Source organism: Ruegeria atlantica, from assembly GCF_013033965.1.
Taxonomy (GTDB): domain Bacteria; phylum Pseudomonadota; class Alphaproteobacteria; order Rhodobacterales; family Rhodobacteraceae; genus Ruegeria; species Ruegeria atlantica_D.
Genome location: NZ_WQFE01000013.1, coordinates 52,617 through 76,806 on the forward strand (window position 1 = coordinate 52,617; position 24,190 = coordinate 76,806).

Sequence of the window (24,190 nt, forward strand, 5' to 3'; positions counted from 1 at the left end):
GCTAAAACAATGACAAAAAAACGCCGCTCTCAGCATTGGTATGGCAAGCTGGACAAGGATGGCTTCATCCACAGATCGTGGATGAAAAATCAGGGCTTTCCCGATCACGCATTTGACGGGCGTCCGATCATCGGAATTTGCAACACGTGGTCGGAACTAACGCCCTGCAACTCGGGCCTGCGGGATCTGGCCGAAGGCGTCAAACGTGGCGTTTGGGAGGCCGGAGGGTTTCCGGTCGAATTTCCTGTCATGTCGCTGGGCGAAACCCAGATGAAGCCCACTGCCATGCTGTTTCGCAACCTGCTGGCAATGGACGTCGAAGAATCCATCCGCGCCTATGGCATTGACGGCGTTGTTCTGCTGGGTGGTTGTGACAAGACCACGCCAGGGCAACTGATGGGGGCCGCTTCGGTTGATCTGCCCTCGATCGTGGTCAGTTCTGGCCCGATGCTGAACGGGAAGTACCGGGGCAAGGATATCGGGTCCGGAACGGATGTCTGGAAATTCTCAGAAGCTGTACGCGCTGGTGAGATGACACTGAAGGAGTTCATGAACGCCGAGTCCGGCATGTCACGCAGCGCCGGGGTCTGCATGACCATGGGCACAGCCTCGACCATGGCGTCGCTGGTCGAAGCGATGGGCATGTCCCTCCCAACCAACGCCGCCTTGCCCGCAGTTGATGCCCGCCGGATGGCGCTGGCGCATCTGACGGGAAAGAGAATTGTCGAGATGGTCGACGAAGACCTCAAACCTTCGGACATCCTGACCAAAGAAGCGTTTGAGAATGCTATTCTGGCCAACGCGGCCGTTGGCGGCTCGACCAATGCGGTAGTGCATTTACTCGCGTTGGCAGGCCGCGTGGGCGTTGATCTGACGCTTAAGGATTTTGAAATCGGGTCAGACATTCCACTGCTTGTGAACTGCATGCCGTCTGGAAAATACCTGATGGAAGATTTCTGCTACGCAGGCGGAGTGCCCGTTGTTCTGAACGAGTTGAAGACCTTCCTGCGTCCGGCAAGGACCGTTCTGAACAAGGATATCTCGGCCCATTTTGAGGGCTCAGAGTGTTTTAACCCAGACGTGATCCGCCCATTCGATGATCCGGTGAAGCCTGCCGCGGGCTTGCGCGTTATGCGCGGCAACCTCGCGCCAAACGGGGCCATCGTGAAACCCTCGGCCGCGACGGATACGCTGCTGGAAACCGAAGCTGAGGCCTACGTTTTCGAGAACATCGAGGATTTGAAAGCCAATATCGACCGGGATGATCTGCCAGTAACGTCCGAAACCATTCTGGTTCTGAAGGGCTGCGGTCCAAAGGGCTATCCCGGCATGCCCGAAGTCGGAAACATGCCGATCCCTGGTAAATTGGTCAAAGAAGGCGTGCGCGACATGATCCGTATCTCGGATGCACGGATGTCGGGCACCGCATATGGCACGGTGATCCTGCATGTCAGTCCCGAGGCGCAAGCCGGAGGTACTCTGGCCCTTGTCAAAACCGGGGATCGTATCCGCGTGTCCGCCAGCAAGGGGGAATTGGAACTGCTGGTCGATGAAAAAGAATTGGCAAAACGCCGCGCCGCGTGGCAACCGGAAGATCCGCACTACACGCGCGGTTACGCGAAGCTCTATATCGACCACGTGCTACAGGCCGATAAAGGCGCTGACCTTGATTTTCTCGTTGGCAAAGACACGCGCCTTGTAACCAGAGAGAGCCACTGATGGACAATCCTGCCACATTCCACGACCTCAACGGCGCGTCGGTCTATATCACCGGCGGCGGCTCTGGTGTAGGGGCTGCTCTGACGGATGGGTTTTTGGCTCAGGGCGCAAACGTTGCATTTATCGGCCGCTCAGACGCCACCGCATTTGTTGAAGAAATGCGTGACAAACACGGTCGCGCGCCGCTGTTCATGCAGGGCGACATGACGGATACGGAATTGCTGCATGTCACGATGCAAAAAGCTGCAGAAACGCATGGTCCAATAGACGCGCTGATCAACAACGCCGCCAATGACAAGCGTCACTCGCTTGAGGAAACCACACCCGAGTTCTGGGATTGGATGATCGAGGTGAACCTCAAAGCATATTACTTCGCCTGTCAGGAGGCTGCGCGCCAAATGACCGGCAAAGGGGGGGCAATCGTCAACTTCAGCTCGATCAGTTACATGATGGGGAATGCGGGCTACCCGATCTATACGACTTCGAATGCCGGGATCACCGGGATGACACGATCATTGGCGCGCGAACTGGGTCCGCAAAATATCCGCGTGAATGCGCTGGCCCCAGGATGGGTTTTGACGCAAAAGCAACTTGATATGTGGGCCACGCCTGAAGATCTGGCGGCGCATTTAGAACGCCAGTGCCTAAAAGAACACCTGACGCCGGAAGACATGATTGCACCAACCTTGTTTTTGGCCTCGGATGCCAGTCGCGCTATGACAGGACAATGCATGGCAGTCGATGGCGGCGTCGTAGTATCGGGGTGAAGCCATGAATGCAGAATGGATTGCTGTTGACTGGGGAACGTCCCATTTGCGGGCTTGGGCGATGCAGGGCGAAACCGTACTGGCGCAAGCGCAGTCTGATCGCGGCATGGCCAGGTTGAACAGAGATGCTTTTCAGTCCGCGCTGTTGGATATTGTCGAAGACTGGTTGGGCCCTGAGCCAGTCGACGTTGTGGCCTGTGGCATGGTCGGCGCGCGGCAAGGTTGGGTCGAGGCACCCTACGCAGCTGCCCCGTCAGCTCCGTTGCCGGACGCGCCTATCCGGGTGCCCGGTACCGATGCCCGGATGCGCGCCTTCGTCGTACCTGGTCTCAAGCAGAACGCACCGCCGGACGTTATGCGCGGCGAGGAAACGCAAATCGCGGGTTTCCTTGCAACTCGCCCAAACTGGGACGGGGTTGTCTGCCTTCCTGGGACGCATTCAAAATGGGTTCAGATCAGCGCAGGAGAAGTTGTAAGCTTTCGGACTTTCATGACAGGTGAAATGTTTGAACTGCTCTGCAAACAGTCCGTGCTTAAGCATTCGGTCGGTGACGGTTGGGATGCTGACGCTTTCGCCGAAGCCGCGGCGGACGCGTTGTCAAAACCCGAACAATTGGCCGCGCGCCTGTTTGGCCTGCGGGCTGCGGATTTGTTGCACGATCAGGACAAGGGGACAGCCCGAGCCAAGTTATCCGGGTTATTGATCGGGGCCGAGCTGGGCGCAACACGTCCCTATTGGTTGGGGCAACAGTTGGCAATCATCGGGGCTGAAGGGGTTTCGCAGATCTACGCGGGTGCGCTGAAACTGCAGGGCGCTTTTGTGGACACCGCTAACGCAACGCAATGCACATTGGCAGGCTTGTTACAGGCCCGCAAACTAACGAGGCAAATCGCATGAGCCGCCCTATCATCGCAATTTTACGTGGCCTGCAACCGGCAGAGGCAGTCAATGTGGGAAATGCCCTGATCGACGCCGGTATCGAAAAGATCGAGGTTCCACTGAATTCGCCCGACCCGCTGGACAGTATTGAATTGTTGGTCAAATCAATCGGTGATCAGGCTCTGATCGGCGCTGGCACGGTTTTGACAGCCGAGCAGGCAGAGGCAGTAGCGCAAGTTGGTGGTAAGCTGATCGTTTCTCCGAATTTTGACGCCGAGGTCATTGGTCGCTCTGTCGCGCTAAACATGCAAAGCTGGCCCGGCGTCTACACCCCGACTGAGGCGTTCGCGGCGCTTAAGGCTGGTGCTACGGGCTTGAAACTGTTCCCCGGCGCCACAGCCGGACCAGGTGGTCTGGCTGCGCTGCGGCCAGTATTACCGTTGGGTACATTGGTCTATGCCGTTGGCGGCGCCGGATCTGAGAATTTTGCCGAATGGATCAAGGCCGGAGCAGACGGGTTCGGGATCGGATCGGCACTCTTCAAACCGGGGATGTCTGTCACAGAAATTGCCGGTCAGGCCAAGCGGATCGTCGCTGCCTTTGACGAGGCAACTGGATGAGCTTCGTTTTTGACGATCGCCCATGTGAGCTTGGTGAAGGGCCGCTGTGGCATCCTGACCGCAAGCAACTGTTCTGGTTCGACATCGTCAACAAACGCCTGATGACCCGCACAAAGGGTGAGCAACACAGCTGGCAATTTTCCGAGCATGTTTCGACGGCGGGTTGGGTAGACCGAGATACATTGTTGATGGCCTCGGAAACCGGCCTGTGGCGGTTTGGATTGGACAGCGGTCAAAAAGATCTGATCGCCTCCCTTGAGGCAGACAATCCGGTCACGCGCTCCAACGACGGGCGTGCTGACCCCTGGGGCGGATTCTGGATCGGGACAATGGGCAAAAACGCAGAACAGAGGGCCGGTGCAATCTATCGGTACTGGCGGGGAGAGCTACGCCAGCTCGTGCCCGACGTCACAATCTCGAACGCGATCTGTTTTGCCCCGGACAAGTCTTGCGTCTATTACACCGATACGGTCACGCTACAGGTCATGCGCTGGTCGCTGGACCCTGAGACAGGGTGGCCTGAAGGCACAAGCCAGGTGTTTCTGGACCTGCGTGCTGATGGCCGTTACCCCGATGGTGCGGTGGTCGACGCAGACGGAAACATCTGGATCGCCCAATGGGGTGCAAACCGTGTTGCTAGCTATGATCCGAACGGTCAGTTTCGACATGCCGTCTCGTTTCAGGCCGCACATACGTCTTGCCCCGCATTTGGCGGCGAAGATCTGACAACCCTGTTTTGCACCACGGCCCGCCAGGGACTGGACGCAAAAACGGTGCAATCACAACCAACCAATGGCATGACCTTTGGCACCCTTGATGCTGGCAAAGGCCAGGCCGAATACAGAGTCCTTCTATGAAACCAAAACTTGGCGTTTGCTATTACCCGGAACATTGGCCCGAAGCCATGTGGGCCGACGATGCGGCTCGGATGGTCGAAACCGGCATTAGCTGGGTCCGGATCGGTGAGTTTGCCTGGAGCAGGATGGAGCCGGTTCCCGGTGATCTGCGGTTCGATTGGCTGGATCACGCAGTCGACACGCTGGGGGCTGCCGGGCTTAAGGTTGTTATGGGGACCCCAACGGCGACGCCTCCACGCTGGATGCTTGAAAAACACCCAGACATGCTGGCCGTTGATGCAAATGGAAACGCCCGCAAGTTCGGATCGCGCCGACATTATTGTTTCAGCCATCCCGGCTATCTTCAGGAATCCGTCCGCATCGCCCGGATCATGGGCGAGCGCTATGGGCGAAACCCGCATGTTGCGGCCTGGCAGATCGACAATGAATACGGCTGCCATGACACAACCATCAGTTATAGCACTGCCGCTCTGACTGCCTTTCGGGGTTGGCTCAAAGATCGGTACGGCAGCATAGATGCGCTGAACGAGGCATGGGGCAACATATTCTGGGCGATGGAATATGGAGATTTCGACCAGATTGATCTGCCGAACCGAACAGTAACCGAACCCAACCCGGCACACGTATTGGCGTTCCGGCGCTTTAGCTCTGATCAGGTCGTGGCTTACAACAAGGCTCAGGTGGATGCACTGCGCACATTGACGGACGCGCCTTTGCTGCACAACTACATGGGGCGGGTTCTGGACTTCGATCATTTCAAGGTCGGAGAAGATCTGGATATCGCCACATGGGACAGCTATCCAATTGGCTTCCTCTCTGATCGGCTCGAAGCGGATGAAGACCACAAAACCGCCTTTCTTCAGCAGGGCGACCCGGACATGCAGGCCTTTCACCACGATCTCTATCGCGCAGTCGGACGTGGGCGGTGGTGGGTGATGGAACAGCAACCCGGCCCCGTGAATTGGGCACCATACAATCCGGCACCTTTACCCGGAATGGTGCAGTTGTGGTCGCTTGAGGCCGTTGCGCACGGGGCCGAGGTCGTCAGCTATTTCCGCTGGCGGCAAGCCCCTTTCGCGCAGGAGCAAATGCACGCAGGTCTGCTAACCCCCAACAACAGCCCTGCCCCGGCATTGACCGAGGTGAAACAAACAGCAGACGAATTGTCAAAATTGGGCGGCATCGTTCAGGTTCAGGCCCAAGTGGCCATCGTATTCGACTACGACTCGGACTGGGCGTGGGCGACACAGCCTCAGGGTGCGGGGTTCGACTATTTCCGGTTGATCTTTTCAGCGTATCGCGCCTTGCGGTGCGCAGGCTTGTCCGTTGACTTTATCTCGCCGGTCTCCCTTCCATGCAACGGATACAAATTCATCCTCGCTCCGGGTCTGGCGACGTTGGGCGGTGATCTGGAGCGTCGTCTGAGAGATTCCTGTGAACTGGTTGTTCTTGGCCCACGCAGCGGCGCGATTACCAGTGATTTCCAGATTCAAAACCCGCGCCCCGGTCTACGCGGCTTAAATTGCAACGTTGATCTGGTCGAAACCTTGCCACCTAACATACAGCGCGAAGTTGAAGGTGGTGGTGCGGCTCGGCATTGGATCGACAGGGTATCAGGATCAGCCCCCAATCTGTTGAGATTCAGGGATGGAACACCCACACTGTCGGGAGACGACGGTCTTTGGTACCTGGCAGGCTTCCCGGATGATACGTTGTGGGATCGGATCGTCGAAATGGCCGCGCGCGAAACCGACGTTGCCCTGCATCCGATGCCCATGGGGCTGCGCCGTCGCGAGACAGCAACGCATGTTTTCCTGATAAATTACAATGCCCAACCGGTCGTATGGAATGGTGACGTCATCGACTCCTGTAGCGTGGCCGTCACGCAAAAAGATGCGCCCGAAGAGGAATAACCTCTCCGGGCGCAAGTCTTGGGTTTAGCTTCGGAACCTACTGGTCGTTCTGCAGGCTGTTAGGGTCGAACGCCCCCCCGAAACCACCATTGTTCGAAGGCGGAGTTTCAGTATCTGAACTCTCCTCCTCGGCGTCGCCACCCAGAGCATTCGGCGCAAAGACGTTTCCAAAACCACTGTTGTTGGAAGGTTTTGGCGCGGATTGCTGTGCGTCACCCTGTTCGGCTGCTTCTGCCTCACGCTTTTTGCGCTGCTCCTCGCGCTGCTTGCGCAGCTCTTGGATGCGCTGTTCAGCCTCCAGGCGTTTTTGCTCTTTGACATTGGCGATGCACTGGCCCGGGTTGTAGGCCGTCGCGGTGCCAACGACAGTTATCGTCGCCACTGCAAACACAACCAACAGAACGGCCGCCATGTTTCCAGCAAAGAAGCTGGGCAGCTTGATTTTACCCGCAAGCTCTTCAACCGTGGCTTTCTTACGGGCTACGGCCACCAGTTCCTGACGCTTTAGCTTGGCCTCATTCAACAAGGCAAAGAAGACCGTCAATGCCACGATAATGAAGGCCAGCGCAGAGATCGCCGGCGTGATGCCATAGCGGACCTTTTGGGCCAGCTCGATCGTCAGCGTCGGGTACTCACCAAAGGTGAAGGTGGTGGTGTTGTAGTTCTCGAACGAAGCGAGAAACGCCAGCACCGCCGCCGACGCAATCGCCGGGCGCATGAACGGCAGCAGGATCTTGCGGAAGGCCTGTGCATGGCTGGCACCAAGATCCAGCGCCGCTTCGGTCAGGGCGATGTCATAACGTTGCAGACGCGCCACCAGCACCAGCATGCAGTAGCTGGCGATGAAAGTGGACTGACCGATCACTGTCAGGAAGATACCGTTGGACAGAAAACTATCGGCACCCAGACCCAGCATCCGGTTGATCCGATCCCAAAACACCAGCGTCGAGATGCCCAGAACAACACCCGGGATCAGGATCGGTGCGATGATGATGGTGTAGTAGGTCGCGCGCAACTTGGGCCAGATCTGGGTCAGCATCAGCGCCCCGGCCAGACCCATTGCCACAGACAGCACTACTGTTCCGGCGCCAATGATCAGCGAGTTTTTGATGCCGTTCAGGATACGTTGATCCTGAAACAGCTCTCCAAACCACTGAAAGGTCAGGCATTCCCACGGCGTCATTCTCGGGAAAGCCGAAGAGTTGAATGCCGTGACCGACATGATCACCAGCGGGCCAAGCAGGTACAGGAAGAAAATGGCCAGATAGACCCAGATGCTTATGCGGAGGAAGGAATTGTTCATTTCCCGATATCCCCCATATTCACCTTGAACAGGCGCATCATCGCCAGCACGAACAGGATACAGGTCACCAGAAGCACGATGGCGTAGGCGGCACCTTGCGGCCAGTCATTGTTGTCGTTGAATTGCTGATAGATCAGCTGCGTGAACCACAAGCTGGATGGCCCGCCCAAAATCTGGGGTGCAGCCAGCGCACCAGCGCTCAGCATGAAGACCATTGTACAGCCCGAGCTGATGCCCGGCTTGGCATAGGGAATGACCACCCGCCAGTGAATCCGCCACCAGGGTGCGCCTAGGTCACGCGCCGCCTCAATCTGGTTTCCGTCAAGGCTTTCGATCACGTTGTACATCGGGAAGATCATCAGCAAAATGTAGGCATAGCCTAAACCGGCATAGAGCGCGATGTCATTGCGGATGAAGTCAAACGGCGTGTCCCAGATACCCAGCCCCATGAACAACGTGTTCAAAACACCGGTTTCCCCGAAGATGATGCGGAGCGCAAAGGCGCGCAGGATCTCGTTAATCCAGTAAGGGATGATCAGCATGATCGCAAAGATGCGAATGTGGCTGCCCTTGGACTGACCCAGATAGTAGGCAATCGGATAGCAGAGGATCAGATTGAAAATCGTCACACAGACCGCTGCCAACAGAGTACGGAAAAAGACCCGCAAGTCGACGGAGTTGTAGGATTGGCTGCCGCCCTCGGGGCCATAGATCAGGTACTTGTAATTCTCCAACGTGTAAACGTCCTTGGGCCCGCCGATCTCAGGCGGCGGCAAGTTCGGACGGAAAGAAAAGTCCAGCATCGACAATTGAGGCAGGATGATCAGGCCGATGGTCCAGAACAGGACCAGACCCAAGATCGCCAGCCCCATGCTGGTGCCATTTCGGTTGAAGAATTCTTTTAGGAAGCCTGGCATTTTCTAGCTCCCTTATTCCGCCGCCAATTCACCAGCCGGAACCAGAACCGCATTGCGGGTCTCGTATTCCAACGTGATGTTCTGGCCGGTGTGATCCTCGAAAGATTGGCCGAGGTTCGGCAGCGACACCTTAATTTCCTTGCCGCCATCGCCTTCGGTGAAGATATTGAAGACGTTACCCTCAAACTCCTCATGATTCACCCGAGCGGTGACAAAATGGTCTCCGGTCGCCCCATCCGCGGCAATCGCGAACGCCTCGGGGCGAATGAACATCATGGCATCATCACCCTCATTCAACTTGCCCTGATTGGCGGTCGAAATGCGGGCTACCAGATCACCGGAACGGTTGGTTGAAATCAACGCCTCATTCCCCATGACCTGCTTGATCTTGCCGCGAAACACGTTGTTTTCGCCCACAAACGAGGCCGCGAAGGCGGTGTTTGGATCGTTGTATATGGTCTTGCCATCCGCAATCTGGTCGATCACCCCGGCGCGCATGACGGCTATATTGTCAGACATTGTCAGGGCCTCGCCCTGATCGTGGGTAATATAGATGAAGGTAATACCGACCCGCTGTTGAATCTCGCGCAATTCGGTTCGCATGTGTTGGCGCAGCTTAAGGTCCAGCGCCGACAGCGGTTCGTCCAGCAACAGCACATCCGGTTCGGCGCAAAGCGCGCGAGCAATTGCCACACGCTGACGCTGACCACCCGACAGTTCACTGGGCAGCTTGTCGCCCTGCCCCGGCAGCGCGATCATGTCCAAAAGCTCATCCGCGCGCTTACGGCGTTCCGCAGTGCTGGCCCCTTTGATCTCCAGAGAGAATGTGATGTTTTCCCAAACCTTCATCAACGGGAATAGCGCCAGGTTCTGGAAGATCAGCGCAGTGGGTCTTTTGTTCGGACCAATGCCGCGCATGTCCTTGCCGCCAATCAGAACTTTGCCCTCGCTTGGGTCCAGAAAACCCGATACTGCGCGCAGGATTGTCGTCTTACCGCAGCCCGACGGCCCAAGGAACGAAAAGAAGTCGCCCCCGTTGATATTCACATTTGCATCCCTGACGGCGACAAAGTCACCGAAACGAATCCACAGGTTCTCCAGATCTACACCGACCCCTGCACTCATTTTTGTTATCTCCGTTTGGCGCTGTTCCCCAACGCGCCCCATATGCATCCGTCACGCGGTCAAAGCGTGCGGGTTCATTGCCCTCCGCGCTTTGGCGGAGGGCAGGGTTTCAAAGCGATCAGGCGCTCTTGAATTTGTTGACGAATTCGGTCCGGGTTTCAGCATACCACGGAGCCTCAGCAGGCCACGGATTCAGGTTTGCCAGCGAGTCGCCCGGATAGGCCTCGGCAAAGTTCTTCTTGTAGGTATCGCCAGAATACTGGTCGGCACCCAGAACCGGTGAGTTGTAGCCGTGGCTGTCAATCGCCACGCCGGCCGGTTTTGCCTGATAGGCAAAGTCGATGAAGGCGTAGACCTGATCGATATTGGCAGCACCGGTCGGCATCGCCATACCGTCGACCCAAGCCATCGCGCCCTCGACCGGTGCCTGATAGTGCACCGGCTCACCAGCCGATTTCAGGGCCAGCGGCGGGCCGTCCCATGTCTGGCCGACAACAACGCCTTCGTTCAGCAGACCGTTCTTTTGGGTATCGGCGTCGTTCCAGATCAGTTTGATCCGGTTCTTGCGCTCGATACACCAGTCGGTGATCTGGCCCCAAACCTTGCGCATGGTGTCTTCGTCGCCATAAGCGGCCCAGACAGAACCCGGCTCCATTTCGCCAGCGCGTTCCATATAGAGCCCTGCTCCCAGCATCATCGAATGCGCGCGGCCCATGGTTTTGCCTGCGTTCTCTTCGGACCAGACATCGCCATAGGACGGTGCGTCGCCCTCGGGCAGCCACAGGTCCGTGCGATATGCGATGCCTTCGGTGCCCCAGATATGCGGCAGCCAGTGTACGCCGCTGTCACCAAAGTTCCAGGCATCCGTGCCAATCGCCGCCATCGCAGGATTCACCAGATCAATCGGAACCTTGTTCATATCGAACGGTTGCAACAGCTCCAGCGGTTGCCACTGCAGTGAGCGGTTGTTGGTCGGCGATACGATGTCGAAGCCCTGGCCTTTTGTAGCCTTCATCTTGTTGATGATTTCTTCGTTCGACCCAATGCCGGTGTAGTTCACCTTGATTCCAGTCAGAGTTTCAAACTCTTGCAGGAAGGCGGGCGGAAGATAGTCCGACCACATCAGAATGTTGATCTCACCCGAAGATGCCAGCGCGCTTTTGCTGTAAAGCGGCGCTGCCAGTGCAGCCGCACCCGCGCCTTTCAGGACCGAGCGCCTAGAAAGAGTATTCCGTTCAACCATATTTAGATTCTCCCGTTATTGGACAGTGTTGTTTTGTTATTATGGTTGCCACGCTAGAACTTTGCGCAAGCGTTGTCAGGCCAAAAGTGCATGATTGGAAATTTCGTATGTCCTGATCGCAATTTAATCCAGCGACTACGGGTAGTTATCGATTTGATTTATAGTGACATTATGAGACTAAAATCGCTGATATTGGCACCACCTCGCAAGGAGCTGACGCAGATATTCGACAGGTCAAGGAATGGATTTCAGGTCTAAATTCAAAAAATAAGGAAACGTGACTCTGCGCACCTTTTGAAACCGAGATCCGACGAACGTTCAGAGCGCAAACACCCGCCAATCCGCACCCAGGCGCGGCAAAGTTATGAACAGCAGGTCGTAGTGCATCCCCAATTTATTCAGCACCTTTTGTTTCAATGGGTGCGGGCTAGTGTTGTTTCCTCATAGACAGACCTTGGTGAAACAGGTGAACCTTGTCCGGATCCGCTGAAACGGCAACGGTTTGCCCCCGCATGTTTCTTTGAACCCCCGGCAGTTTTGCGATTGTGGCATCTTCACCGTCTTTAGCGGCAAAATACAGCAGCGTGACTTCGCCAAGTGCTTCGGTAAAGTCCACAATCCCTTCCATAATCGGATTGCTTTCAACTGAATAAAGATCTTCGGGGCGCACACCGATATTCACCTGTTTGCCTTCATCGCCCGCACCTGTCGGGATGCTGGACACTGCGGTACCCCCACCATCCAGCTTAATGACGGTTTGCTCGCCAGTTTGCGTAACGATCCCCGGCAGAAGGTTCATTGCAGGCGAGCCAATGAATTGCGCAACAAACTCATTGTCGGGTGTTTCATACAGTTCAAGCGGCGTACCGACCTGCGCGATCCCCTTGTTGGCCAGGACGACGATCCTACTGGCCAGGGTCATCGCCTCGACCTGATCGTGCGTGACGTAGACCATCGTGCTGTCGGGCATTGCCTCTTTCAGACGCGCGATTTCGATACGGGTTGCAACGCGCAGCGCCGCGTCAAGATTGGAAAGCGGTTCATCGAACAGATAGACCTTGGGATCGCGCACGATCGCCCGGCCGATTGCAACCCTCTGCCGCTGACCACCGGATAGGGCCTTGGGAAGCCGGTCCAGAAACGGCTCCAGCTGCAGGATACGGGCGGCGCGCTCAACAGCGGCGTCAACCTCGGCCGACGGCATTTTGGCAATCTTCAACGCAAAAGCCATATTCTCGCGCACAGTCATGTGTGGATACAGGGCATAGCTTTGGAAAACCATTGCAATACCCCGTTGCGCGGGTGGCACGTCGTTCATCACCTGGCCTTCGATCTCAAGTGTCCCGCCCGAGATTTTCTCGAGCCCCGCAATCATACGCAGCAATGTGGACTTGCCACAGCCAGAAGGTCCAACAAAGACAATCAGTTCGCCGCGTTCAATATCCAGATTGATGTTCTTGAGCACATCGACGTTGCCATAGGTCTTTGCCACGTCCGTGAGATTGAGTTCAGACATGGCTTACTCCTTTTCACGCAGCATTATGCAGAATTGGCCAGCGCCGAGGGCCATTGTCCCGGCACCCTCGACGCCGCCCAACTCCTGCCCGATTGCCTGCCAGTTACCTTCGGGCAAAGTTACATCAGCAGTGTCATCGCCCAGATTGAATGCGCAGAAGATCTGCTCGGTGCCGTCCTCGCGGAGGAACGTCAGAATTGACCCAGACTGAGCCATCTCGCGCTGCCGACCGGACATCAATGCGGAATGCGCATGGCGCAGCGCGATCGCTCGGCGATAGTGGTGTAGCATCGAATTTGGCTCTTGCTCCAATCGGTCTACGGCACGCTCGGCCTGAGATTGGCTGACGGGCAACCAAGGGGCACCGGTACTGAAACCCGACTGTTCGTCCTGCGCGGTCCATACCATCGGGGTACGACAACCATCGCGGCCCTTGAATTCCGGCCAGAATTCTATGCCGTAAGGGTCTTGTAGATGTTCAAATGGCACGTCTGCCTCGGGCAGACCGAGTTCTTCGCCCTGATACAGGCAAGCCGATCCGCGGAGGCACATCATCAGCACCGCGTGCTGACGGATGGCCGCATCGTCCAGCGCCCACCGTGTCGCGTGGCGCTGGACATCGTGGTTCGAGAATGCCCAGCATGGCCATGCATCGCCAGCCTTCATTTCCAACTGATCAAACACTTGCTTGGCGTAAGTAGCAGTCAAAGCGCGTTTTTCGAGAAACTCAAAGGCATAGCACATATGCATGCGTTTATCGCCGCTGGTGTATTCCCCCATGATCTCAAGACCACGTTGCGCATCGCCGACCTCACCCAGACAAGCGCGACCTTCGTATTCGTCCGTCAGCGCACGCAAACGTTCAAGGAACGCGAGGTTTTCAGGCTGGCTTTTCGAATAGAGGTGATCCTGATGGTTGTAAGGATTCACCATCGGCGCAATCGATGCGTTACGCTCATCCATCGGCAGGCCGGGATTGTCGCGCAGTTGTTTGTCGTGAAAGTAGAAATTGATCGTGTCCAGGCGAAAACCATCCACACCCGTGTCCAGCCAGAACCGCGCAACGTCCAGCAATGCATCCTGCACGTCTGGGCAATGGAAGTTCAGGTCCGGTTGGGACGTCAAAAAGTTGTGCAGGTAATACTGCAGACGCCGGGAATCCCATTGCCACGCGGAACCACCAAAGATGGACAGCCAATTGTTTGGTGGCGTTCCGTCAGGCTTTGGGTCAGCCCAAACGTACCAGTCAGACTTGGCATTCTCACGAGTAGAGCGGCTTTCCTTGAACCAAGGATGCTGATCCGACGTGTGTGACAACACAAGGTCAATCATTACCTTCAGACCGATTGAATGTGCCTGCTCCAATAGGCCTTTGAAATCTTCCATCGTGCCGAACATGGGATCGACATCACGATAGTCGCTGACGTCGTATCCGAAGTCTTTCATCGGTGATTTGAAGAAGGGCGAGATCCAGATGGCATCGACGCCAAGCGACGCGATATAACCCAGCCGCTGAGTGATCCCTTTAAGATCTCCAATCCCGTCGCCGTTGCTATCCTGAAAGCTGCGCGGGTAGATCTGATAAATCACTCCGCCCCGCCACCAGTCGGCAGATGCTTTGGTTGCTGTTTCAAGTTTCACGGTGTTCTGCACGTTCATCAGACGCCTCTACTTAACGGACCCGGCCAACAGACCGCGGACCAGGTATTTTTGCATTGCGAAAAAGACGATCAACGGGACGATGATCGAAACAAAGGCCGCTGTGGCAAGGATTTCCCAATTGCCACCGCGTGTGCCCAAAAGTTCGACGATACGGTTGGTCATGACTGTGGTTTGGCCGGATGCATCGATTAGGAACACTTTGGCAACCAGCAGGTCATTCCATGTCCAGAGGAACTGGAAAATCGCGAATGACGCCAACGCAGGAAAACTGAGTGGCAAGATCAGTTTGGTAAAAATCTGAAACTCGGTCGCGCCATCGACCCGTGCGTTTTCAATCAGGTCGCGGGGCAGACCCGCCATGTAGTTGCGCAACAGGTAGATCGCCAGCGGCATCCCGAAGCCGGTATGCGCCATCCAGACCCCCAGATACCCTTTGCCAATGCCGATATTCAGGTGGAATTTAAGTAACGGGATCAGGGCCAGCTGCAGTGGGACAACCAACAGGCCAACGACAGCCGCAATAAGCAACGCGCGCCCGGGGAAATCCATCCAGGCCAGCGCGTAAGCCGCAAAAGCTGCCACGAGAATTGGAATGATGGTTGCTGGAATCGTCACGGTCAGCGTGTTGAAAAACGCGCGCCCCATACTGTCGGTACTATCCTCCGCCAGAAGAACCTTGTGATAATTGTCCAAGGTAAACTCAGGTGGCAGTTCCGCTGTCACAAAAACCCGCGACCCACGGCTGCCAGTGAACTCTTCCGGGTTCTCCATCCGGTAGTTTCCCGCGGATTCTACCGTGATTGTTCCACCCTTCCGCAACTCTGCTGTATCTCCCGGAGCAAAGGCATCAACCGCACGAGAGCTGATCCCCCATTTTGAGATTGTCGCTTTAGTTCCTCCGTCAAACAGATTGCCTTCGATCACGTACATCCCGTTTTCCAGAACTTGGGTTTCCGGGGCAGCGCTACGCAGTGTCAGGTTCTGCTCGGACGGAAACAGCGACCGCCACCAGCCGCTGGTTGCGATTTGATCCGTTGTCCGGAAGGACGAGATCAAAAGACCCAGAGTCGGCACAACCCACAGCACCACCAAAAAGATGACCGAGGCATGGACGACCCAGCGAAGGGCGGGTTTGGTTCCTGCAATATCGCTCATGACCCTATTCCATCTCTTTCCGCGCGTTGCGCACGTTCCAAACAAGGATCGGAGCCACCAAGAGCATGATCACCATGGCCGACGCCGAACCCACGCCCCAATCGTTCGCCCGAAATAGCTTGTCATACATGTAGTTGGCCAAAACCTGCGTCTCCCACTGGCCATTGGTCATGGCAAAAACGATGTCGAAGACCTTGAGCACGGTGATTGTGATGGTGGTCCAGACGACAAGGATGGTGGTTTTGATCTGCGGTACCTTGATCCGAAAAAAGATCTGAAACGGGTTAGCGCCATCCAAAATTGCGGCCTCGATCGTTTCTTCGGGGATACCACGCAGGGCGGCTGACAGGATGACCATGGCAAAACCAGTTTGAATCCAGATCAGGACAACCATCAGCAAAAAGCTGTTCCAGAACGGTATCGTCAGCCACGTCTGTGGCTCGGTCCCGCCAAAGAAAATATAGAGCGCGTTCAGCATTCCAATCTGGTCTTGCTCGGCCGGACGGGTGTCATAGACCAGCTTCCAGATAACCGATGCCCCCACGAACGAGATCGCCATAGGCATAAAGATCAGCGACTTGGCCAGATTCCCCCAACGAATGCGGTCGGTCAGCTGCGCCACCAACAGGCCAAACGCCGTCGACATTGCAGGCACAATGATCAGCCAGAACATGTTGTTGCGCATCGCTTCCCAAAACTTGGGCTCCTTGGCCATCTGGATATAGTTATCCAGCCCGACCCACTTGTAGCCACCGCCGGGAACGCGATCCGTCAGCGACAGGCGTAGGGTTTCGACGACCGGATAGGCCAGATACAGGCCCAAAGCGGCAAGTGCTGGAAACAGGAACAACCAAGGCCGGATCATGTTCGCGCGGTTGATGTTGCGGCCAGCATTCGGCCCCCGAGGCGGGAACAGAACTCTGTCCAGAAACTGATTGGATAGATAGAAATAGCCCACACAACCTGACACGCCGATGGCGATGGTCAGCAGGCCTTGAAATGCCGGATGCATGCCGCTCTCCCTTGCGACGGTAGGTTCGGGCAACCCGGCTGTGCGGATTGCCCTATCTCAGACGCTTTAGTCCAGCGCGTCCCACGAGGACTGGATTTCGTCGGCGACATCCTGGGCAGGAGTTCCGCCCGTATAGTCGACCATTCCAGTCCAGAAGGTGCCTGCACCCACGCCGCCCGGCATCAGGTCGGAACCGTCAAACCGGAAGGTGGTGGCCCCCAGAAGAATGTCGTTCATCTTCTTCAGCGTTGGGTCTGAGAAGACCGAGGTATCGACGCCTTTGTGCGGCGTCAGGAACCCGGTCAGAGCCATCCAGGCTTCGTGCGCCTCGGGTGTCTCGAGGTATTTCATCAGCGCATGCGCGCCCGGGCTGTCATTGGTGATCGCCCAGACTGTGCCGGCCCCAAGGACCGGGCTGCCGAGATCCTTGCCCTCATAGGCCGGGAAGTAGAAGAAGTCAGCATCTTCGCCCACAACCGTGCCTTCAGGGAAGAAAGCCGGAATGAATGAAGCCTGACGGTGCATGTAGCACTGTGGAGGCGAGCTGAACATGCCCTTCGGGCTGTCGCGGAAATCAGTCGTTGCAACCGCACCGGCTCCACCGGCCACATAATCATCGTTGCGCGCAAACGCACCGAATTCTTCAATCGCGGCAACAACCTTTGGATCGTTAAACTTCAATTCGTTGGCGACCCAGGCATCGTAATCCTCGGGCGGCAGTGTACGCAGCATCATATCCTCGACCCAATCGGTCGCGGGCCAGCCGGTTGCGCCGCCGGATCCCAGGCCGATGCACCATGGCGTTTCGCCATCGGCGACGATCTGATCGGTCAGCGTCTTTAGCTCTTCCATCGTGGTCGGGATCTCATAACCGGCGTCTTCGAAGTTTTCCGGCACGAACCAAACCAGCGACTTCACGTCGACCTTGTAGAAGAAGCCATAAAGATGATCCTGCCCGTCCGGACCCTCATAGGTTCCCAAATCAACCCAGGACTGGCCCGCGGCATAGTTGTCACGAATCCAATCCGCGGTTCCTTCGCTCAACGGAGTCAGAAAACCTGCCTTGGCCATGTCCGCCGCCAAGCCAGGTTGAGGAAACACCGCAACATTTGGCGCTGATCCGGCTTCGGCATCAATTCTGATCTGCTGCTCAAAGCTGTCCGAGCCGACGTAGGTGTACTCATGCCCGGTCGCTGCGGCAAAGCCGTCCAGGACCTTTTCAACATTTTCCTGATCAGGCCCCAACCATGGGCCGAACACGGTGACCTTGTCGGCATGTGCCGCGCCCGCCATGAGGGCGAACGTGGCCGCGCCTGCATAAAGCGAGTGTTTCATGAAGCTTCCTCCCAACTTTGCGCGCGCCTTTGAGACTTTTTCAAAGCGCTTTGAATGATGCACTTTATCCGCTAACATTCAATTTTTGTCAATAATCTGTTTACTGGCGCCGCTATTATTAATATTTAGAGCAGTGTCAGCAAACTGCGACGGTCGGGCGACGAAGCGTCCGAAACCTGGGAATGACAAAATTTGAAGGCGCTTTGAAAAGACATGAATCTAAAGCAGCTCTCAGAAATCCTTGGATTATCTCAAACTACGGTCAGCCGCGCGCTGAACGGATACCCTGAGGTGAACGAGGATACGCGCCTGCGCGTCCAGGCCGCTGCTGCCAAGCACGGCTATCGTCCCAACAGCCGAGCCAAGGGATTAGCAACCGGACGGTCGATGGTGATTGGGCATGTGATTCCCAGCTCGTCCCAGCATGAAATGGTCAACCCAATCTTTGGCGACTTTGTTGCCGGTGCGGCACGCAAGTATTCGGATCATGGATATGACATGATGTTCACCAATGCGGATGACACTTCGATTGAAGAAGCTTATCGCAGTCTTTTTCAGCGCGGCGCGGTTGATGGCATTGTTTTGCAAGGCCCCAAGGTCAATGAACACCGAATTGAGGTCCTGAATCGAATGGGAGTGCCATTCATAGTACATGGCAGATCAACCGGGGTTGACGTGCCTTATGACTGGATCGACGTAAACAACAAAAGCTCATTCCTGCGCGCCACACGGTTTTTGATCGACCTTGGGCATCGCAGGATTGCCCTGATCAACGGGCTTGAGGATATGGATTTCGCTCAACGTCGCCGCGACGGGTATCTTGAGGCGCTTCGCAACGCAGGCCTCTCACCCGATCCCGATTTGATGCGCAGCGCCGAGATGACCGAAGTCTATGGCCACCATGAAACACGCGATATGCTGCGTCTGGATGACCCTCCGACGGCAATCCTGACCGCCTCTATGATATCCGCTATCGGAGTGCGCCGTGCGCTTAACGAAGCGGGATTGAAGATGGGCAAAGACGTTTCGGTCATCGCCCATGACGACGACCTATCTTACCTGAAGAACGGTCAGGATGTGCCAATTTTCACGGCCACGCGGTCATCTGTGCGTCAAGCCGGAGAAATGGCAGCGGAAATGCTGATCGAACGCATCAAATCTCCGGAAGATCCGGTTAAAACTAGATTGCTGGAGGCTGAGCTGGTAGTTGGCGGCTCGACCGGCCCCGCTCCCAACAGGTTCTGAAAATGAAATATACTCGTTCGGACTTCCCCAAAGACTTCCTCTTTGGTGTCGCAACCTCGGCTTATCAAATAGAAGGACACGCTCAGGGTGGCGCGGGGAAAACCCATTGGGATAGTTTTGCGGCTTCACCCGGAAACGTGGTGCGAAACGAAAATGGAGATCTGGCCTGTGACCACCTGAACCGTTTTCCACAGGACTTCGACTTGGTGCGGGATGCAGGTTTTGATTGCTACCGATTCTCGACTAGCTGGGCGCGCGTTTTGCCTGAAGGACGTGGTCCCGTTAATCAGGCAGGCCTCGACTATTACGACCGGCTCGCCGACGCCCTTTTGGAACGCGGCATTCGGCCCTGTGCGACCCTTTATCATTGGGAGTTGCCTTCTCCGCTTGCTGATCTGGGCGGCTGGCGCAACAGGGATATCGCAAGCTGGTTTGCCGATTTCACCGAGGTCATCATGGGCCGCATCGGCGACCGTATGTACAACGTCGCCCCAATCAATGAGCCGTGGTGTGTCAGCTGGCTGAGCCATTTCGAAGGACATCACGCGCCCGGAATGCGCGACATCCGCGCCACGGCTCGCGCGATGCACCATGTTCTGCTGGCTCATGGTTGCGCAATCGAGGCGATGCGCGGGTTGGGGATGTCCAACCTGGGCGCTGTGTTCAATCTGGAATGGGCCGAGCCCGCCGATGACAGCCCTGATGCGGGCAAGGCTGCGGACCTTTATGACGGGATATACAACCGGTTTTTCCTAAGCGCCGTTTTCAACAAATCCTATCCGCAAAACGTGCTGGACGGGTTGGAGCCTCACCTTCCTTCTGGCTGGGAGAACGACTTTGAAACCATCGGCACGCCTGTCGATTGGTGCGGCTTGAACTATTACACCCGTAAACTAATCGCGCCTGCTGATACGTCCTGGCCAAGCCTGAAAGAAGTTCCCGGACCGCTGCCCAAAACCCAGATGGGGTGGGAGATCGAGCCCGACGCCCTGACCCGCTTCGTTACACGGACGATGCGCGATTACACAGGTGATCTGCCGATCTATGTAACCGAAAACGGCATGGCCAGCCCCGAACGTCAACAGGATGATGACCGCATTGACTACCTCAACCAGCACCTTGGTGCCGTTCAAAATGCGCTGGACGAAGGCGTTCCGGTCAAAGGCTACTTCATCTGGTCTCTGCTGGACAATTACGAATGGTCCTTTGGTTATGAAAAACGGTTCGGGTTGGTTGATGTCGATTTCGACACGCTCAAACGGACGCCCAAAGCCTCTTACAAGGCGTTGAAATCCGCGTTGTCCGGTGGGTCTGTTTCCCTGCCAATGGCTCAACCTGCCGGAACCATGCACGAGCATTGGAATCTTGTTGCGGATATCGGCGGCACAAACACACGACTGGGTGTCATTTCGAACGGAGAGCTGACTGACCTTCGCAAACACCCAACCGGGTCGTTGCCAGAGCTTCTGGATGCGTTTCACAGCCTGCGGGATGAGATTGGCACCGATCCACGCGCCGTCGTTGCGGCCGGTGCCGGACCCGTCAAAGATGGGACAATCCGCCTGACAAATGCGCATCTGGACCTGTCCGAGAGCGACATCGGCACAGCAACCGGCGCGCAACATACTTTCGTTATCAATGACTTCACCGCTGCGGCTTGGTCAGTCGCTGAAATCACCGGCGACCATGTTGAGGTCTTGCAAGGGGCAGATACACCACCAACTGGAACGCGATTGGTGGTAGGCCCAGGTACTGGCCTTGGCGTCGGCGCGTTGTTGTACTCCGAAGGGCGATACCATACCGCATCGGGCGAAGGTGGCCATGTCGGCCTTTCGCCCCGGCACGAGGACGAAGTCGAAATCTTTAAGGCTGCGCGCCACATCGCGCCCGAGTGCTTCTTTGATGACAGTCTGGTGCTCGAAGCAGAAATGTTCCTCAGCGGGACTGGCCTTCCCATCCTGTACCAAGCCGCTGGCATGGCGGCTGGACAGACCGATGCGGCGAAGCGCAGTGCCAAGAATATCCTGCAGGATGCACTGGCGGAATCCGACCAAATTGCAGTCAAAACAGCGCATATGTTTAAAGCCCACCTCGGCGCCATTATGGGCGACCTGGCCGTCGCCTACATGCCAACGGGAGGTGTTTTCCTTGTGGGTGGTGTCGCCGAGAAAAACCGGTGGCTGTTCAAAGATGAATTCCGGGATGCCTTTAATGCCGGTGGCCGGTTCAGCGATCTGCGTCGCTCAATGAACCTCTACGTTTCAGAACAGGATGAATTTGGCATTGTTGGCGCTAACAATTTCTGTAAAAGTGCGCTCGCGCGGTAAACTGGCCGCCTGAGTTCATTGCAGAAAGGACCACGGCATGATTCTGTGCTGCGGTGAAGCCCTGATCGACATGATCGCCGAGCCGACCGTCTCTGGGTCGCGCGGTTTCGTACCCCATTCCGGCGGCGCCGTCTTCAACACGGCTGTTGCGCTGGGTCGGTTGGGGGCACCTGTTGGTCTTTTGACCGGACTGTCGTCGGATATGTTCGGACAGCAACTGACGGACGCACTGCGGGCCAGCCACGTGGACGCGAGCCATGTGATCCAATCGGACCGCCCGACGACACTGGCCTTTGTCCAGCTAAAAGACGGCCATGCCACCTATAGCTTTGTCGACGAAAACTCGGCTGGACGCATGTTGACTCCCGAGGACATGCCAAAACAGCTGCCCGCCGTATCCGCCCTGTATTTTGGAGGAATCAGTCTCGCGTGTGAGCCCTGCGCGGACGCCTACGCAGCCTTGCTGGAGCGTCACGGATCAAACCGAGCGGTCATGCTGGACCCAAACATTCGGCCCGGCTTTATCAAGGATCAAACACGGTATCGTACGCGGTTGAACCGCATGATCGCGCTATCCGACATCGTGAAAGTCTCAGATGAGGATCTGGATTGGATCGTTCCGGGCCCTGAAACACTGGCCGAGAAAGTCCCTCTGCTGCTCCAAGCAGGTCCTTCGGTGGTCATCGTAACGCGCGGCAGTGACGGGGCGTCGGGATTTCTGGCGAACGGGTCCGAAACGTCTGTGCCTGTCAAAGCGGTCAAAGTCGTTGATACTGTGGGCGCCGGAGACACGTTCAACGCCGGCGTTCTGGCCGAGTTGCATCGTGCCGGCCGATTGAGCAAGGCTAACCTGCAGACACTGGGCGTGGACGATCTGCGAGCGGCGTTAGCCAAGGGCGCAGACGTCGCTGCCATCACCGTTTCCCGCGCCGGGGCAAATCCGCCTTGGGCGCATGAACTTTGACCCGTTGAGGGACCCAGATGAAAAGATCAGACATCAACCACATCAAATCCGAAGCCGAGGCATTCATCCGCTCGTTCGGGGCCGTACTGCCTCCGTTCGCCGATTGGTCGCCGGAACAGATGCGCAGCGCGCAGGCGCAGGGCATCCGTGATCGCGGCCTTGGGTGGGACATTACCGATTATGGTCAGGGGCGGTTTGATGAGCTCGGCCTGTTCCTGTTTACACTTCGCAATGGCGACGTGCAGGATCTAAACAATGGCCGCGGCATGCTTTATGCAGAGAAACTTTTGATTTCTCGTGAAAAACAACTGTCCCCTATGCATCGCCACATCATCAAGGCCGAAGACATTATCAACCGGGGCGGCGGTGATCTGATCATGGAGATTTATGCCTCGGACCCGGACGGTGGTATTGACCGGGATAACCCGGTGACTGTTCCAAGCGACAGCTGCCCTGTCACTATTCAGCCCGGTGAATTACTTAGATTGAAACCCGGTCAGAGCGTGACTCTGATGCCGGGCATATGGCACGCCTTCTGGGCTGAACAGGGCGACTGCCTGATCGGTGAAGTGTCGACTGTGAACGATGATCGAACCGATAATGTCTTCGAGGACCCTATCCCGCGCTTTTCAACGATTGAAGAAGACGCTGATCCAGATTTCCTGCTCGTATCGGACTATTGACAAACGGTTAGCGAATTTGGTGGCGCACAGTGTACCGGTCGACGCACAGACCCATTCAATCCGGGCACTGTTTGCTGTATCGGGATAACACCCTTTCCCGAATTCAAAAAATCGAATTAACATGGCCGAGGACAAAGGAAAAAGTCGCAAGACTCATTGTCGCGCGACCATCGAAGGATCCGAGTGATGGTAACCAAAGCACAGTTAGAAGCCGAAGTCGCAGATTTGCGGCGGCAGTTGGCCGAGCATTCCAGTGCGCAAACAGGTGCCTCAGCGTCGAACGGCGACAAACAAGCCGATCCACACAAATCGATATCGGACGGAATCGTCGAAAGTCTGGATGAGTGGTCAACGCAACTGGAAGAGGTCATGACAGAGCTTGAGGAGTTTCCTCACAAAAGGCCGGTCCTGTTCGCCCTTGGGATTTTTACGCTTGGCTATCTTCTAGGCCGTTCCCGCTAGGAGTCTGACCATGAGCCGCATTTCACGTAACATTTCGATCATTCTGCGGGCCGAACGGCTGATTGCACAACGGCAACTAGCCGTCGCGGCAAAACGCTCGGGTTTTTATGCCGCTGCCGGGTTCGCCGTGGGGTTTGCGGTCATCATGCTGAACGTTGCCGGGTTCTTTTGGCTGTCCGAGACGATGTCTAAGTCGCTGGCGGCGGTCATAGTGGCTGGGGTAAACCTTGTTCTGGCCGTGCTCCTCGCGCTGGTTGCAAACTCCATGACCCCCGAAAGCGATACCTCGGCAGCCGTCGAATTGCGGGATATGGCGCTGCACGACATCGAAGACGAAGTTCGGGACAGCTTTGCCGAGGCACGCAACACGATCGTCGGTCTCAAACGGGATCCGATCGGGATGCTGTCGCCTGACGTTGTTAGCACAATTCTGGGCGTCCTGCTCAGATATGCGCGGCGCAGGCGGAACAAACCGGATCAGTAAC

The 24,190-nt window shown here is 56.4% G+C and carries 21 protein-coding genes and 1 pseudogene; 13 read left to right on the forward strand and 9 right to left on the reverse strand.

What is annotated here, in order from left to right; genetic code table 11:
• The first annotated feature begins 9 nt into the window (after positions 1-9).
• From GOW16_RS19525 to GOW16_RS19550, 6 genes are read left to right on the forward strand one after another with little or no spacing between them, the layout of a single operon-like run.
• Positions 10-1,719, forward strand: coding sequence for an IlvD/Edd family dehydratase (locus GOW16_RS19525; protein WP_170418696.1), 1,710 nt, complete (start codon positions 10-12; stop codon positions 1,717-1,719).
• A complete protein-coding gene (locus GOW16_RS19530; RefSeq protein ID WP_170418699.1) occupies positions 1,719-2,486 on the forward strand; it encodes an SDR family NAD(P)-dependent oxidoreductase in 768 nt (255 codons plus the stop codon). Before GOW16_RS19525 ends, GOW16_RS19530 begins: the two co-directional genes overlap by 1 nt.
• A gap of 4 nt (positions 2,487-2,490) precedes the next feature.
• Positions 2,491-3,384, forward strand: a complete 894-nt coding sequence (locus GOW16_RS19535) for a 2-dehydro-3-deoxygalactonokinase (RefSeq protein ID WP_170418702.1) — start codon at positions 2,491-2,493, stop codon at positions 3,382-3,384.
• On the forward strand, positions 3,381-3,986 hold the full coding sequence (locus GOW16_RS19540) for a 2-dehydro-3-deoxy-6-phosphogalactonate aldolase (RefSeq protein ID WP_170418705.1): 606 nt from the start codon (positions 3,381-3,383) through the stop codon (positions 3,984-3,986). The genes GOW16_RS19535 and GOW16_RS19540 overlap by 4 nt, the downstream gene beginning before the upstream one ends.
• Positions 3,983-4,843 (forward strand): SMP-30/gluconolactonase/LRE family protein, encoded by an 861-nt coding sequence (locus GOW16_RS19545; protein ID WP_170418708.1) that lies wholly within the window; start codon positions 3,983-3,985, stop codon positions 4,841-4,843. Before GOW16_RS19540 ends, GOW16_RS19545 begins: the two co-directional genes overlap by 4 nt.
• Positions 4,840-6,756 carry a beta-galactosidase gene (locus tag GOW16_RS19550; RefSeq protein WP_170418710.1) on the forward strand — a complete coding sequence of 639 codons (1,917 nt, stop codon included), beginning with the start codon at positions 4,840-4,842 and terminating at the stop codon, positions 6,754-6,756. Before GOW16_RS19545 ends, GOW16_RS19550 begins: the two co-directional genes overlap by 4 nt.
• A 37-nt stretch (positions 6,757-6,793) precedes the next feature.
• Here the strand turns inward: GOW16_RS19550 and GOW16_RS19555 are convergent, their stop codons facing one another.
• The 9 genes from GOW16_RS19555 to GOW16_RS19595 all read right to left on the reverse strand — a co-directional run bounded on the left by GOW16_RS19555 (position 6,794) and on the right by GOW16_RS19595 (position 18,024).
• Complete coding sequence (locus GOW16_RS19555; protein WP_170418713.1) at positions 6,794-8,059, reverse strand: ABC transporter permease; 1,266 nt, start codon at positions 8,057-8,059, stop codon at positions 6,794-6,796.
• A complete protein-coding gene (locus GOW16_RS19560) occupies positions 8,056-8,976 on the reverse strand; it encodes an ABC transporter permease (protein WP_170418716.1) in 921 nt (306 codons plus the stop codon). Before GOW16_RS19560 ends, GOW16_RS19555 begins: the two co-directional genes overlap by 4 nt.
• A gap of 12 nt (positions 8,977-8,988) precedes the next feature.
• Positions 8,989-10,101 carry an ABC transporter ATP-binding protein gene (locus GOW16_RS19565; protein WP_170418719.1) on the reverse strand — a complete coding sequence of 371 codons (1,113 nt, stop codon included), beginning with the start codon at positions 10,099-10,101 and terminating at the stop codon, positions 8,989-8,991.
• Between the two features lie 118 nt (positions 10,102-10,219).
• Positions 10,220-11,344, reverse strand: coding sequence for an extracellular solute-binding protein (locus GOW16_RS19570; RefSeq protein ID WP_170418722.1), 1,125 nt, complete (start codon positions 11,342-11,344; stop codon positions 10,220-10,222).
• 427 nt (positions 11,345-11,771) lie between these two features.
• Positions 11,772-12,860 carry an ABC transporter ATP-binding protein gene (locus GOW16_RS19575; protein WP_170418725.1) on the reverse strand — a complete coding sequence of 363 codons (1,089 nt, stop codon included), beginning with the start codon at positions 12,858-12,860 and terminating at the stop codon, positions 11,772-11,774.
• A gap of 3 nt (positions 12,861-12,863) precedes the next feature.
• On the reverse strand, positions 12,864-14,519 hold the full coding sequence (locus GOW16_RS19580; RefSeq protein WP_170418728.1) for an alpha-glucosidase: 1,656 nt from the start codon (positions 14,517-14,519) through the stop codon (positions 12,864-12,866).
• A 9-nt stretch (positions 14,520-14,528) separates the two neighbouring features.
• The gene (locus GOW16_RS19585) at positions 14,529-15,677 is read right to left on the reverse strand and encodes a carbohydrate ABC transporter permease (protein ID WP_170418731.1); all 1,149 of its coding nucleotides are present in this window, start codon (positions 15,675-15,677) and stop codon (positions 14,529-14,531) included.
• 4 nt (positions 15,678-15,681) lie between these two features.
• Entirely contained in the window at positions 15,682-16,689 is a 1,008-nt protein-coding gene (locus GOW16_RS19590; RefSeq protein ID WP_170418733.1) for a carbohydrate ABC transporter permease, read from the reverse strand.
• A gap of 66 nt (positions 16,690-16,755) precedes the next feature.
• The gene (locus tag GOW16_RS19595; RefSeq protein ID WP_170418734.1) at positions 16,756-18,024 is read right to left on the reverse strand and encodes an ABC transporter substrate-binding protein; all 1,269 of its coding nucleotides are present in this window, start codon (positions 18,022-18,024) and stop codon (positions 16,756-16,758) included.
• A 213-nt stretch (positions 18,025-18,237) separates the two neighbouring features.
• On the opposite strand from GOW16_RS19595, the gene GOW16_RS19600 reads away from it, so the two are divergent.
• The 7 genes and pseudogenes from GOW16_RS19600 to GOW16_RS19625 all read left to right on the forward strand — a co-directional run bounded on the left by GOW16_RS19600 (position 18,238) and on the right by GOW16_RS19625 (position 24,189).
• Positions 18,238-19,269 carry a LacI family DNA-binding transcriptional regulator gene (locus tag GOW16_RS19600; protein WP_170418738.1) on the forward strand — a complete coding sequence of 344 codons (1,032 nt, stop codon included), beginning with the start codon at positions 18,238-18,240 and terminating at the stop codon, positions 19,267-19,269.
• A gap of 2 nt (positions 19,270-19,271) precedes the next feature.
• A pseudogene (locus GOW16_RS22855) lies at positions 19,272-20,573 on the forward strand (GH1 family beta-glucosidase); the annotation flags it as partial.
• A gap of 42 nt (positions 20,574-20,615) precedes the next feature.
• Entirely contained in the window at positions 20,616-21,596 is a 981-nt protein-coding gene (locus GOW16_RS22860) for a glucokinase (RefSeq protein WP_254429854.1), read from the forward strand.
• Positions 21,597-21,633: 37 nt separating this feature from the next.
• Entirely contained in the window at positions 21,634-22,560 is a 927-nt protein-coding gene (locus tag GOW16_RS19610) for a carbohydrate kinase family protein (protein ID WP_170418744.1), read from the forward strand.
• Positions 22,561-22,577: 17 nt separating this feature from the next.
• Positions 22,578-23,243, forward strand: a complete 666-nt coding sequence (locus GOW16_RS19615) for a D-lyxose/D-mannose family sugar isomerase (protein ID WP_170418747.1) — start codon at positions 22,578-22,580, stop codon at positions 23,241-23,243.
• A gap of 186 nt (positions 23,244-23,429) precedes the next feature.
• The gene (locus GOW16_RS19620) at positions 23,430-23,705 is read left to right on the forward strand and encodes a hypothetical protein (protein WP_170418750.1); all 276 of its coding nucleotides are present in this window, start codon (positions 23,430-23,432) and stop codon (positions 23,703-23,705) included.
• A gap of 10 nt (positions 23,706-23,715) precedes the next feature.
• Complete coding sequence (locus tag GOW16_RS19625) at positions 23,716-24,189, forward strand: phage holin family protein (protein WP_170418753.1); 474 nt, start codon at positions 23,716-23,718, stop codon at positions 24,187-24,189.
• The last annotated feature ends 1 nt before the right edge of the window (position 24,190 follow it).

Coding starts and splice junctions, on each gene's coding strand:
- GOW16_RS19525 (WP_170418696.1), top strand. CDS start 10: ATGACAAAAAAACGCCGCTCTCAGCATTGGTATGGCAAGCTGGACAAG.
- GOW16_RS19530 (WP_170418699.1), top strand. CDS start 1,719: ATGGACAATCCTGCCACATTCCACGACCTCAACGGCGCGTCGGTCTAT.
- GOW16_RS19535 (WP_170418702.1), top strand. CDS start 2,491: ATGAATGCAGAATGGATTGCTGTTGACTGGGGAACGTCCCATTTGCGG.
- GOW16_RS19540 (WP_170418705.1), top strand. CDS start 3,381: ATGAGCCGCCCTATCATCGCAATTTTACGTGGCCTGCAACCGGCAGAG.
- GOW16_RS19545 (WP_170418708.1), top strand. CDS start 3,983: ATGAGCTTCGTTTTTGACGATCGCCCATGTGAGCTTGGTGAAGGGCCG.
- GOW16_RS19550 (WP_170418710.1), top strand. CDS start 4,840: ATGAAACCAAAACTTGGCGTTTGCTATTACCCGGAACATTGGCCCGAA.
- GOW16_RS19555 (WP_170418713.1), bottom strand. CDS start 8,059: ATGAACAATTCCTTCCTCCGCATAAGCATCTGGGTCTATCTGGCCATT.
- GOW16_RS19560 (WP_170418716.1), bottom strand. CDS start 8,976: ATGCCAGGCTTCCTAAAAGAATTCTTCAACCGAAATGGCACCAGCATG.
- GOW16_RS19565 (WP_170418719.1), bottom strand. CDS start 10,101: ATGAGTGCAGGGGTCGGTGTAGATCTGGAGAACCTGTGGATTCGTTTC.
- GOW16_RS19570 (WP_170418722.1), bottom strand. CDS start 11,344: ATGGTTGAACGGAATACTCTTTCTAGGCGCTCGGTCCTGAAAGGCGCG.
- GOW16_RS19575 (WP_170418725.1), bottom strand. CDS start 12,860: ATGTCTGAACTCAATCTCACGGACGTGGCAAAGACCTATGGCAACGTC.
- GOW16_RS19580 (WP_170418728.1), bottom strand. CDS start 14,519: ATGAACGTGCAGAACACCGTGAAACTTGAAACAGCAACCAAAGCATCT.
- GOW16_RS19585 (WP_170418731.1), bottom strand. CDS start 15,677: ATGAGCGATATTGCAGGAACCAAACCCGCCCTTCGCTGGGTCGTCCAT.
- GOW16_RS19590 (WP_170418733.1), bottom strand. CDS start 16,689: ATGCATCCGGCATTTCAAGGCCTGCTGACCATCGCCATCGGCGTGTCA.
- GOW16_RS19595 (WP_170418734.1), bottom strand. CDS start 18,024: ATGAAACACTCGCTTTATGCAGGCGCGGCCACGTTCGCCCTCATGGCG.
- GOW16_RS19600 (WP_170418738.1), top strand. CDS start 18,238: ATGAATCTAAAGCAGCTCTCAGAAATCCTTGGATTATCTCAAACTACG.
- GOW16_RS22860 (WP_254429854.1), top strand. CDS start 20,616: ATGCACGAGCATTGGAATCTTGTTGCGGATATCGGCGGCACAAACACA.
- GOW16_RS19610 (WP_170418744.1), top strand. CDS start 21,634: ATGATTCTGTGCTGCGGTGAAGCCCTGATCGACATGATCGCCGAGCCG.
- GOW16_RS19615 (WP_170418747.1), top strand. CDS start 22,578: ATGAAAAGATCAGACATCAACCACATCAAATCCGAAGCCGAGGCATTC.
- GOW16_RS19620 (WP_170418750.1), top strand. CDS start 23,430: ATGGTAACCAAAGCACAGTTAGAAGCCGAAGTCGCAGATTTGCGGCGG.
- GOW16_RS19625 (WP_170418753.1), top strand. CDS start 23,716: ATGAGCCGCATTTCACGTAACATTTCGATCATTCTGCGGGCCGAACGG.